9 protein-coding genes are annotated in these 12,754 nt (G+C 49.8%); all 9 read left to right on the forward strand.

The features are described 5' to 3' along the window. Positions 1–196 precede the first annotated feature (196 nt). The 9 genes from QZT18_RS22205 (at position 197) to QZT18_RS22245 (ending at position 12,705) form a co-directional block, all read left to right on the forward strand. Positions 197–1,315: a response regulator gene (locus QZT18_RS22205; RefSeq protein WP_227034011.1), complete on the forward strand. Its 1,119-nt coding sequence runs from the start codon at positions 197–199 to the stop codon at positions 1,313–1,315. Next, positions 1,305–2,864: a sensor histidine kinase gene (locus QZT18_RS22210; RefSeq protein WP_294151667.1), complete on the forward strand. Its 1,560-nt coding sequence runs from the start codon at positions 1,305–1,307 to the stop codon at positions 2,862–2,864. The genes QZT18_RS22205 and QZT18_RS22210 overlap by 11 nt, the downstream gene beginning before the upstream one ends. A gap of 264 nt (positions 2,865–3,128) precedes the next feature. Continuing rightward, on the forward strand, positions 3,129–4,205 hold the full coding sequence (locus QZT18_RS22215; protein ID WP_227034013.1) for an ABC transporter substrate-binding protein: 1,077 nt from the start codon (positions 3,129–3,131) through the stop codon (positions 4,203–4,205). Between the two features lie 114 nt (positions 4,206–4,319). Further along, entirely contained in the window at positions 4,320–5,837 is a 1,518-nt protein-coding gene (locus QZT18_RS22220) for a sugar ABC transporter ATP-binding protein (RefSeq protein WP_294151669.1), read from the forward strand. A gap of 1 nt (position 5,838) precedes the next feature. Continuing rightward, the gene (locus QZT18_RS22225) at positions 5,839–6,900 is read left to right on the forward strand and encodes an ABC transporter permease (protein WP_294151671.1); all 1,062 of its coding nucleotides are present in this window, start codon (positions 5,839–5,841) and stop codon (positions 6,898–6,900) included. Continuing rightward, a complete protein-coding gene (locus QZT18_RS22230; RefSeq protein WP_294151675.1) occupies positions 6,900–7,913 on the forward strand; it encodes a sugar ABC transporter permease YjfF in 1,014 nt (337 codons plus the stop codon). The genes QZT18_RS22225 and QZT18_RS22230 overlap by 1 nt, the downstream gene beginning before the upstream one ends. A gap of 677 nt (positions 7,914–8,590) precedes the next feature. After that, positions 8,591–10,096, forward strand: a complete 1,506-nt coding sequence (araA, locus tag QZT18_RS22235; protein ID WP_294151678.1) for an L-arabinose isomerase — start codon at positions 8,591–8,593, stop codon at positions 10,094–10,096. Positions 10,097–10,180: 84 nt separating this feature from the next. Further along, positions 10,181–11,794, forward strand: coding sequence for a xylulokinase (locus QZT18_RS22240; RefSeq protein WP_294151680.1), 1,614 nt, complete (start codon positions 10,181–10,183; stop codon positions 11,792–11,794). A gap of 212 nt (positions 11,795–12,006) precedes the next feature. After that, positions 12,007–12,705: an L-ribulose-5-phosphate 4-epimerase gene (locus QZT18_RS22245; protein WP_294151684.1), complete on the forward strand. Its 699-nt coding sequence runs from the start codon at positions 12,007–12,009 to the stop codon at positions 12,703–12,705. The last annotated feature ends 49 nt before the right edge of the window (positions 12,706–12,754 follow it).

The following is a 12,754-nucleotide window of genomic DNA, read 5'->3' on the forward strand; positions in this document are numbered from 1 at the left end:
ACCACACCGGACATGGTCCGTTCCGGACGCGTCCTCCTCACCTCAGTTAAATCCTTATTTCCTTATCTGGCAATTCCTCCCTTCATATGATATGATGTAAAAAATAATACCTGCATCCATACAGATGGGGACGCATTTATAACATCTGTTTAAACATCATACCAGGTCCCAGCCGGGCCTGGCACAGGGGGGAATTATGATAAAAGTATTCTTAGTAGAGGACGAGGCCATCATACGCCGCGGAATACGCGACAATATCGACTGGAATGCCAACGGATTTGAATTTGTGGGGGAAGCGGGGGATGGAGAGTATGCCTATCCTCTCATTTTAAAGACGGAACCGGACATCCTTGTGACCGACGTGAAGATGCCGTTTATGGATGGACTGGAACTCAGCCGTCTTGTGAAAAAGGCGCTGCCCCAGACGAAGATTATTATATTAAGCGGCTACAATGAATTTGACTATGCCAAAGAGGCGATTAAAATAGGCATCAGCGATTATCTTTTAAAACCGGTCACGTCGGTAAATCTGATTGACGCGCTTAAGAAGGTGGCGGAGACTGTCCGGGAGGAGCGGGAGAAGAGCAGACTCCTGGAACGGTATTTCGTCAGCTATGAGAAGTATACGGAATTCCTGGACAAGACGGATTACAGCGGGGTGGACCGGAAGCTGATTGAAGATTTCCTGAAACTGGGTTCCCTGGATGAGTGCGATCTTTTCGTGGATGAATATTTCCAGGCCGTGGGAGAACACAATTATAAATCCCTCCTGCTCCGGCAGTATATGGTGATGGATATCTTCTACTGCGTCCAGGAATTCATGAAAGGAATCAATGTCCAATTGGAGGATGTGCCGGAGGAGCGCCGGGACATTAAACTGATTCCCAAGGCGATTGTGAGTGTGGAAACGACGCTGATGTATCTGAAGGATCTCTTTGTTTTTGCGCTGACGATGCGGGACAGGGTTTCGAACGACCGGTACGGTACGCTGATCCGGGAGGCCAGGGATTATATTGCGGAAAACTATGGAAAAAGCGATTTTTCCCTGAATATGATAGCCAACCACATCGGAGTCAGCCCGAGCTATTTCAGTTCCATCTTCAAGCAGGAGACGGGCCAGTCGTTTATCGAATATCTTACAAAGGTCAGGATCGACAAGGCCTGCGAGCTTTTAAAATGCACGACGCTCAGGACGGCGGAGATTGGGGAACGCGTGGGATATAATGATCCCCACTATTTCAGTTCGACGTTTAAAAAGATAACGGGCCAGTCGCCGAAGGAATTCAAAGCAAAGGAAGTTAAAAATGATAACTGAGAACAGCAGCCGGGAGACGGCGAATCAGTCTGAGGACAGGAGAACGGGCCTTAGGAAGGTGACACTGAAGATGCGGCTGACGCTACTTCTGTTTGTCATAGCAATCCCCCTGACCGGGATGGTGCTGGGAATCCTCGTCATGATCCGCAATTATTCCAATTCGTATAAAAATATCATGGCCAATGTAAAGGTTGCCAATGAGTATAATCTTAAATTCAAGGAGGAGATGGAATATTCCATGTACCGCGTTATGATAGGACTGATCGACGCGGGGCAGTTTGAGAACGGCGATATTATAGAAGGGGAAAGCCGGTATGCGACCGTGGTCAAAAATCCGATGAATTTAATCAGTTCCGCCCGGTATGCCTTTTCCAATACGGTGGAGCGCACGCCGGGGTCGGACAGCGATATCAAGATCAGGGGAATTTTATCATGCCTGGATTCGCTGGAAAAAGCGGTGAACAAGATGATCGAGAATTCCAAGCTGGCCGGAACCTACGATGAGAATTTTAACATTTGGGAAAATGACATCCAGGGGCTCTGTTCCATGATCCAGGACTACATCACCCAGTACAACTACTATGAAATCCTCAAAATGGAAGATTTGCAGAAGGAGCTGGAGTTACATACAAAACAGATTGTGGGCGGATTTCTGGCGCTTCTTGCAGGAGTCCTGGTGGTCGGTTTTACGCTCTCGGTGATGATCACAAAGTCGGTGACAAACCCCATCAACAATTTAAAGCAGACGGCCGAACGGCTGGGACGCGGAGAGCTGGAGGCCAGGGCAAAGATGTGCGGCCTGGAAGAAATCAATGTGCTCGGCAGGACGCTGAACAGGATGAGCGACGAGATTGCGGGGCTGATGGAGAAGACGAGGCAGGAACAGAAGAACCTCAGGGAGGCCGAGCTGAAGCTCCACCAGGAACAGATTAACCCGCATTTTCTCTACAATACGCTGGATTCCATTGTCTGGATGGCGGAGGGCGGCAATAATCGGCAGGTGGTGGAGATGACCACCGATCTGAGTGATTTCTTCAGGACGGTGCTCTCGGGCGGCAATGATTTTATCACGATAGCGGAGGAAGAATCCCATATCCGCAGCTATCTGAAAATTCAGAAAATCAGATATGAGGACATCCTGGATTACAGGATCAATATTGAACCGTCAATCAAGGACAAGATTGTGCTTAAAATGATCCTCCAGCCGATTGTGGAGAATGCCCTGTACCACGGGATAAAAAATAAACGGGGAGGCGGTTCCATTATCGTACGCGGCTACGAGGACAGGAACGGAATCGTCTTTGAAGTGGAGGATAACGGAATCGGAATGGACGAACAGATGCTCCGCAGCCTGAGACAGAAGCTTAAGGGCAACGGGAATATCGAGGTCAGCAAAAAAGGCGGTTTCGGTTTGAATAATGTGGCGCAGCGGATCAGGATGTATTATGGTGAGGGAGCCGACATCACGGTTGAGTCGGAACCCGACGTGGGAACCTGCATCAAAGTGTACCTGGGAAGCTTTTTAAAAGAAAATCGAAAAAAATCATAAACTTTTCGAAAAAAATCACAAGTTTTTTCTCTTGACCGGTGAAAAATCCGGAAAATGGGTGGAAAACAGTGAAAAAATTTTAACCTTTTTCAAAAGATGCTCTGTTTAAAAATCGCAGGGCATCTTTTATAATATAAACATAAAGATGATAAGTAAAAAATACTTTTCACTTTAAACAGACGATGGAGAGACAAGATTCTTTTCACCGGACGCAACAGAAAACAGCGACAAAAAGTAACCCAAAAACAAGGAGGAAGAAGTACTATGAAAAAAAGATTTTTATCAGCAGCTCTTACCGTAGCAATGGCAGTGTCCATGACAGCATGCTCCAGCAAACCGGCTGAGACCGCACCGGCAACCGAGGCGGCAGCACCGGCAGAAACAGAGGCGGCAGCAGCAGAGACAGAGGCAAAAGAGGCAGCAGCAGAGACAGGTGACAAAGAGCTCATCACAGTCGGATACGCACAGGTTGGCGCTGAGTCTGACTGGAGAACCGCTAATACAGAGTCTTTCAAATCTACATTTACAGAAGAAAACGGCTACAAGCTCATTTTTGACGACGCTCAGCAGAAACAGGAAAACCAGATTAAGGCAATCCGTTCCTTCATCCAGCAGGATGTAGACTACATCGTAGTAGCTCCTGTAGTTGAGACCGGATGGGAGACCGTTCTTGAAGAAGCAAAAGAAGCAGGCATCCCGGTTATTCTTTCCGACCGTATGATGCAGGTATCCGACGATTCCCTCTTTGAAGCATGGGTAGGCGGAAACTTCGTTAAAGAAGGCGAGACATGCGGAAACTGGCTGGCTGATTACTTAAAAGCACAGGGACGCGAAGGCGAAGACATCAACATCGTAACAATCCAGGGTACGATCGGCGCATCCGCTCAGGTTGGCCGTACGGAAGGTTTTGCAAACATCCTGAAAGAGCATTCCAACTGGAAAATGCTTGATATGCAGACAGGTGAATTCACACAGGCTAAGGGCCAGGAAGTTATGGAGTCCTTCTTAAAGAGCTATGACGACATCGACGTTGTAATCTGTGAGAACGACAACGAAGCATTCGGCGCAATCGATGCCATCAAGGCAGCAGGCAAAACATGCGGACCAGACGGCGACATTATCGTAGTTGGTTTCGACTCTGTTAAGGCAGCATTTGAATCCATGATCGCAGGCGACTTAAACGCAACATTCGAGTGCAACCCACTTCACGGACCACGTGTAGCTGAAATCATCCAGAAGCTGGAAAAAGGCGAGACAGTTGAGAAGATTCAGTACGTAGACGAAGCATACTTCGATACAAGCATGGATCTTGAGAACATCTTAAAAGAAAGAGCATACTAATTAAACATATCTACATAGGCCAATATTGATTTAGTAATCAGGAGGCGTGGGGCCGGAGGCTTAGGTTTCCTCCCTGCGTCTCCTTTTGTGTGTAAAAAAGGAGGCAAAGCTTTTATGGAAAAGGATTCCGTTCTTGAAATGAGGCACATATATAAGACATTCCCAGGTGTAAAAGCTCTGCAGAATGTGGATTTCACCCTCAAAAAAGGTGAGATACATGCCCTGATGGGTGAAAACGGCGCGGGCAAGTCCACGCTGATTAAAGTTCTGACAGGAGTAGAGGAGTTTGAAACAGGGGAAATCATGATCGACGGCTGTGATCACACCATCATCAACCGCAGCCCTCAGGAAGCGCAGCAGAAGGGTATCAGTACCGTTTATCAGGAGATCAACCTCTGTCCGAACCTGACGGTGGCGGAAAACCTCTTTATCGGCAGGGAACCGAGAAAAGGGGGCCTGATCGACTGGAAGACCATGAACAGGAAAGCAAGTGAGCTGTTAGACAGCCTTGATATAAATGCAGACGTTACGAAGACGATTGACAATTACTCCATCGCAATCCAGCAGATGATTGCAATTGCCCGGGCCGTGGATATGTCGGCCAAGGTCCTGATTCTGGATGAGCCGACATCCTCACTGGATGACGGAGAGGTGGAGAAGCTTTTTGACCTGATGAGGAAACTCAGGTCGGAGGGTGTCGGAATCATCTTCGTTACTCATTTCCTCGAGCAGGTATATGCGGTATGCGATAAAATCACGGTGCTCAGAAACGGCCAGCTCGTAGGACAGTATACAACGGCGGAGCTTCCGAGAGTACAGCTTGTAGCCAAGATGATGGGTAAGGATTTCGACGACCTGGCGGCCATCAAGGAGGAAAAAGGAGCCGAGACCGTACACGGCGAGGACGATATCGTCATCAGGGCGGCCGGACTCGGAAAGAAAGGTTACATAAAACCATTTGACCTTGTGATCCATAAAGGAGAGGTAATCGGCTTTACCGGGCTGCTCGGTTCGGGAAGATCGGAAACGGTCAGGGTGATTTACGGGGCGGAGCGCTCCGACGAGGGAGAACTCTCCATCAAGGGAAAGAAAATATCGGCAAAACATCCGATTGTTTCAATGAATGAGGGCATGGCTTACCTGCCGGAGGACCGGAAGAACGAGGGTATCATCGCGGATCTGTCCGTCAGGGAAAACCTGATTATGGCTCTTCAGGCAAAGCGCGGCATGTTCCGCCTGCTCAGTAAAAAGCAGCAGGAAGAATACACGGATAAATATATTGAAATGCTCCAGATTAAGACGGCCAGCCGGGAAACGCCGATTAAATCGCTGTCCGGCGGCAACCAGCAGAAGGTAATTATCGGAAGATGGCTCCTGACGAATCCGGATTTCCTGATTCTTGACGAGCCTACCAGAGGTATCGACGTCGGCACAAAGACGGAGATTCAGAAGCTGGTTGTGAAACTGGCGGAAGAGGGCATGGCTGTGGTATTTATCTCTTCTGAAATTGAGGAAATGCTCAGAACCTGCGACCGCATGGTGGTTATGCGTGACGGCGCAAAGGTCGGGGAGCTGGACGGGGAAGAAATGAACCAGTCAACGATTATGTCAACCATTGCAGGAGGTCAGTAATATGAAAAACGATACTTTAAAGAAAATAACATCACAGCGGCTGTTCCTGCCGATTTTCTGCCTCGCTCTGGTACTGCTCGTCAATGTCGTAACGACACCGAACTTCTTTGCCATTTCGGTCAGGGACGGGGTGCTCTACGGATACATTATCGATATTATCAACCGTGCTTCAGAGCTTGTTATTCTGGCAATCGGCATGACTCTTGTCGTTTCCTCATCGGCCGGAACCGACATTTCCGTCGGAGCCATCATGGCGGTGAGCGCGGCGGTTTGCTGTAATATCTTATCGGGCGGCGAGAGGGCGGCGACGGAATTTGCCAACCCGCTGTTTCTGGGATTTATCGCTGCCATTGCAGTGGGAATCCTCATCGGCTGCTTTAACGGATTCCTCGTTTCCAAACTGAATATCCAGCCGATGGTTGCGACACTGATTATGTTCACGGCGGGCAGAGGTATCGCCCAGCTGATTACGGACGGACAGATTACCTATGTCCGCGTCGACAGTTACAAGATTCTCGGTTCCTCCTTCCCGGGAGTTCCGGTTCCGACGCCGTTTATCGTGGCAATTGTAGTCGTGGCCGTGACATCGATTATACTTAAGAAGACGGCCCTCGGCATGTATATCCAGTCGGTCGGCATCAACAAGAGAGCTTCCAGGCTGATTGGTATCAAATCGGTCATGATTATTTTTCTTACCTATGCGTACTGCGGTCTTTGTTCCGGCCTTGCAGGATTGATTTCATCCAGCCGTATTTACTCGGCGGATGCCAACAACATCGGTCTTAACATGGAGCTGGATGCAATCCTGGCTGTTGCTATCGGCGGCAACTCACTGGGCGGCGGCAAATTCTCCATCGCAGGTTCCGTAATCGGAGCTTATACCATCCAGGCGCTGACGACCACGCTCTACGCGATGCATGTTTCTTCCGACCAGGTGCCGGTATACAAGGCGATTGTCGTAGTGATTATTGTAACGCTTCAGTCACCGGGATTTGAGAGATGGCGTAAATCTCTTGCCAAAAAGAAAGAATTAAGACTTGCATCGGAAAAGGAGGCAGCATAATGAAGAATAAGAAACAACTGAACCAGACCAGCTTCCTTCTCCTGATTACAATTGTGCTTTTCTTTGTGATGTATGGAATCGGATGCGTACTGTTTAAAGACCAGGGCTTTGCCAAGACACAGAACTTTTTAAATCTTTTCATCTCCAACGCCGGGCTGATTGTAATCGGTATCGGCATGACGATTGTAATGATTACGGGCGGAATTGATATCAGCGTCGGTTCCTTTGTGGCCATGGGCTGCATGATGCTTGCATGGATGATGGAAAAAGGCGGCATCGGAGCCGTTCCGGCCGTTATCATCGTATTGATTACGGGAATTGTGTTCGGCCTTGTACAGGGATTTTTAGTCGCCTATATGGATATACAGCCATTTATCGTCACACTGGCGGGCATGTTCTTTGCCAGAGGTATGACGGCGATTATTTCAAAAGATATGATCAGTATCACCAATGAAACTTTTATGGCATGGGCCAAAGCCAAAATTTATCTTCCTTTCGGCGGATATATGAATAAAAAGGGCATGATGATTCAGCCGTATATCTACCCGACCGTTGTAATTGCACTCGTGCTTCTCGCGCTTGCGTTCATCATGCTGAAATACACAAAGTTCGGCCGCAGCATTTACGCGGTGGGCGGAAACCAGCAGTCCTCCCTTATGCTTGGTTTGAATGTGCGCATGGTGAAACTGAAAGCCTATGTGTTAGACGGTTTTTTATGCGGAATCGGAAGCGTTCTCTTCTGCCTGAACACACTGGGCGGATTCGTGGAACAGGCCAAGGGCTTTGAGATGGACGCCATCGCATCCTCCGTTATCGGCGGAACGCTCCTGACGGGCGGCGTTGGAAACGTGGTGGGTACGCTGTTCGGCGTTATGATTAAGGCGACGATTGAGGCGTTTATCACATTCCAGGGTACGCTGTCGTCCTGGTGGACCAGGATTACGATTGCGGCTCTGCTCTGCTTCTTTATTGTGCTGCAGTCGGTGTTGACGATGATGAAGAAGAAAAAGTAGTTGAGGAATGATGGATGGAGTGAATGGATACTGCGGCGGTTAGTGTCGCGGGGCGGAGGGGGAGAGGGGAACGTCCGGCCGCCTGCGTTCTTCGAGACATAGTTCTAAGTCGGAAATCGAAGAATCAAGCCGGGTTCGGACAAATCCGCACCAAATTCTGATGAATTTGATGCTCCCTTGTCCCGGATTTTGTACTCGTGGTACAAAATCCGCCCGGCCCGCTTCTCCGCTTTCCGACTAAGAACTATCGGCTCTTGTACAACGGCAGCCGGACGTTCCCCTCTCCCCCTCCGCCGGGCAGGTGGTCGGCAGTATCCAACTTACGCGGTTCCACGATTCTCTCAAAGGGGGAAGGTAGGGGCGGCCACTGCTTTGGCGGCTGGAGCCTGAGTGTGTTGAAGCGTGGAGCGTGAGTTTGTGTGGGACTGGTATGAAAGGTTAACGGAGTGAGTATTTTGTTGCTGATTGGCTATGAGAGGTTAGCGGAGTGAGTGTTTTGCTGCTGATTGGCTATGAGAGGTTAGTAAAGTGAGTGTTCGCTGCTGATTGGCTATGAGAGGTTAACGGAGTGAGTGTTTCGCCGCTGATTTGCAGTAAAAAGTTTGGAGTGCTGCATTTTTTATGATTGATGTTATTGTTGATGTTATTTTTAGGGTGAATATCAGGAGGATAAATGAATGCTTGTTACAGGAAAAAATTATAAATTCTGGTTTTGTACCGGGTCTCAGGATCTTTATGGGGAGGAGTGTCTTGCGCATGTGGCGGAGCATTCCAGGGGGATTGTGGAGGAGCTTAATAAGAGCGGGAATCTGCCGTTTGAGGTGGTTTGGAAGCCGACTTTGATTACGAATGAGGTGATTCGCCGGACGTTTAATGAGGCGAATCAGGATCCGGAGTGTGCGGGCGTGATTACGTGGATGCATACGTTTTCACCGGCTAAGAGCTGGATTCTGGGACTTCAGGAGTACAGGAAACCTCTCTGCCATCTGCATACCCAGTTTAACAGGGAAATTCCTTATGACGCGATTGATATGGATTTTATGAATGAGAACCAGTCGGCACACGGCGGCAGGGAGTATGGACATATTGTCAGCAGGATGGGAATTGAGAGAAAGGTGATTGTAGGGTATTGGGCCGATGAGGAGGTTCAGGAAAGACTGGCGTCCTGGATGCGCACGGCGGTGGGCGTGATGGAGTCTTCCCACATCCGCGTGATGCGTGTGGCCGATAATATGAGAAATGTGGCTGTTACGGATGGCGATAAGGTGGAGGCACAGATTAAATTTGGCTGGGAGATTGACGCTTATCCCGTTAATGAGATTGTGGACGCGGTAAATGCCGTTTCCAAGGCGGATACCGATACCCTGGTGGAAGAGTATTATGATAAATATGATATTCTGCTGGAGGGCAGGGATGAGAAGGAGTTCCGTGACCATGCCTCGGTTCAGGCCCAGATTGAGATTGGATTTGAGCGTTTCCTGGAAGAAAAAAACTATCAGGCAATCGTAACTCATTTTGGGGATCTGGGAGGACTCAAACAGCTTCCGGGCCTTGCGATTCAGAGGCTGATGGAGAAGGGCTACGGCTTCGGCGCGGAGGGCGACTGGAAGACGGCGGCCATGGTCCGCCTGATGAAGATTATGGCGGCTAATACAAAGGATGCCAAGGGAACGACGTTTTTTGAGGATTATACATATAACCTTGTAAAAGGCCGCGAGGGAATTCTTCAGGCCCATATGCTGGAGGTTTGCCCGACGATTGCAGACGGAAAAATTGCAATCAAGGAGTGCCCGCTCTCCATGGGTGACAGGGAGGATCCGGCGAGACTTGTGTTCACATCCAAGGAGGGCCATGGCGTGGCGACATCGCTCATCGACCTGGGAGACCGTTTCCGTCTGATTATCAACGATGTGGAAGTGAAGAAGGCTGAGAAAGAAATGCCGAAGCTGCCGGTGGCAACCGCATTCTGGACACCGGAACCAAACCTGGAAACAGGAGCGGCGGCATGGATTTACGCGGGCGGAGCACACCATACCGCATTTTCCTATGACTTGACTGCCGAGCAGATGGGTGACTGGGCTGCCTGCATGGGCATTGAGGCCGTTTATATTGATAAGGATACAAATATCCGCCAGTTCAGAAATGAGCTGAGATGGAACGAGGCATATTACAAATTCAGGTAACAGTTCGGGACGGCAGGATAGAATCCATTCAGGAAGATGCCCTGTCCGACCTGTTCCCACTATCAAAAATAAAGGATGATGAGAATGAGCCACAGCATAGAGCAGATTAAACTTAGCATCGCAGAGGGAAAAACGGCGTTGGGTATTGAGTTCGGCTCCACGAGAATTAAGGCCGTGCTGACCGACGAAACCATGGCCCCCATTGCACAGGGAAACCATGACTGGGAGAACCGTCTGGTAAATAATATCTGGACTTACACGATGGAAGATATCATGACGGGACTTAAGGATTGTTACGGTGATCTGGTCCGCGATGTGAAAGAAAAATATGGCCTGGAACTTAAAACGGCCGGCTCCATCGGAATCAGCGCCATGATGCACGGTTATATGGCATTTGATAAGAACGGGGAACTTCTTGTTCCCTTCCGGACATGGAGAAATACAATCACACAGGAGGCGGCGGAAAAGCTGACGGAGCTTTTCGGTTACAACATCCCCCAGCGCTGGAGTATTGCCCATCTCTACCAGGCAATTTTAAACGGAGAGGAACATCTTCCGCATATTGCTTATCTGACCACCCTGGCCGGTTTCATCCACTGGAAACTGACGGGCAGGAAGGTTCTGGGAGTCGGAGATGCCTCGGGTATGTTTCCGATCGATACGGCAACGGGAAATTATAACCGTACAATGACGGAGCAGTTTGACGCTCTGACTGCCACGAAGGGGTATCCGTGGAAACTTTGCAGCATTCTTCCCGAGGTTTTGACAGCCGGAGAAGAGGCTGGAACACTGACGAAAGAGGGAGCGGCGCTTCTGGACGCATCGGGCCTTCTGGAGGCCGGAATTCCTCTCTGCCCTCCGGAGGGTGACGCGGGAACCGGAATGACGGCGACCGACAGTGTGGCGGTCCGCACCGGAAACGTATCGGCGGGAACATCCGTTTTCGCCATGGTAGTCCTGGAAAAGGAACTGTCCAAAGTCTACCCGGAGATCGATCTGGTAACGACACCGTCCGGAAACCTGGTCGGAATGGTCCACTGCAACAACTGCACCTCGGATTTAAATGCCTGGGTAAACCTGTTTAAAGAATATTCACAGGCAATGGGCATGAAGGTGGATATGAATGAACTGTTCGCTACCCTATACAATAAGGCGCTGGAAGGAGATGCCGACTGCGGCGGCCTGCTTTCTTATTGCTATCTGTCGGGAGAGCCAATCACCGGATTTGAGGAGGGGCGCCCCCTGTTCATCCGCACCCCGGACAGCCGTTTCAACCTGGCCAATTTCATGCGCACTCACCTTTACAGCTCCCTGGCAACCCTGAAAATCGGTCTTGATATCCTGTTCAGGGAGGAGGGCGTCACCCTCGACAACCTGATGGGCCACGGCGGCCTCTTCAAGACAAAAGGCGTAGGCCAGAAAATCATGGCCGATGCCGCCAGAGTACCGGTATCCGTAATGGAAACAGCCGGAGAAGGCGGCGCCTGGGGAATCGCCGTTCTTGCATCCTACATGCGGGACAAAGAAGAAAACGAGACATTGGATCACTTCCTCGACACAAAAGTATTCGCCGATGAAAAAGCAGTCAGAATCGAACCGGACGAAACAGGCGCAAAAGGATTCGACGCCTTTATCGCACGCTATAAAAAAGGCCTGGCCGCAGAATGCGCGGCAGTAGAAAACATAAAAATGCAGTAAACCCGCGCCGCCCGACAAGCGGCCGGACTAACCGGAGGACAGGAAAGGAAGCCGGGACGTAAGATGGATTGGGGACTCTTCAGTCCCCAAGAAAGATATTTGCTAAAGGAAATCCGGACCCCTAATCCCGGAGGCTCCTCCTATTATTCCAAACATATCCCGTCCATCCCCGTCCCCCATACATCAAAAAATCCAACTTAGAGGTAAAAATCATGCTGAAGCACTTGAAAAAGAAAGTATACGAAGCCAACATGCAGCTCCCGCAGTACGGCCTGGTCACCTTCACCTGGGGGAATGTCTCAGGGATTGACCGTGAAAGAGGCCTGTTTGTAATCAAGCCGTCCGGCGTCGATTACAGCGATTTAACCCCGGAAGACATGGTGGTAATGGATTTAAGCGGAAATAAAATAGAAGGGGATATGAACCCCTCCTCCGATACGAAAACACATCTGGAACTCTATAACCGTTTTCCCCAGATAGGCGGTATTGTACATACCCACAGCCCGTGGGCGACATCCTGGGCGCAGGCGGGAAGGGATATTCCGTGTTACGGGACGACCCATGCCGACTACATCTACGGCAGCATCCCATGTGTCAGGAATCTGACGAAAGAAGAACTGGACGAGGACTATGAACTGAATACGGGCATCCTGATTGCGGACGCTTTTGAGGAGAGAAAGCTGGACTGCATGGCAGTTCCCTGTGTGCTTTGCAAAAACCACGGTCCCTTTACCTGGGGAACCGATGCGTTTAATGCGGTGCATAATGCGGTGGTCTTAGAAGAGGTGGCGAAGATGGCGGCGCGGTGCGAACAGATTAACTCGCAGGTGGAGCCTGCCCCCCAGTGTCTCTTAGATAAGCATTATATGAGAAAACATGGGCCGAATGCGTATTACGGACAAAATAAGTAGGGATTTAGTTGAGATGCGAGGACGCCTCTGTAAGACGGCGGACGGGGGA

This window comes from uncultured Clostridium sp., from assembly GCF_900547735.1.
Classification (GTDB): domain Bacteria; phylum Bacillota; class Clostridia; order Lachnospirales; family Lachnospiraceae; genus Otoolea.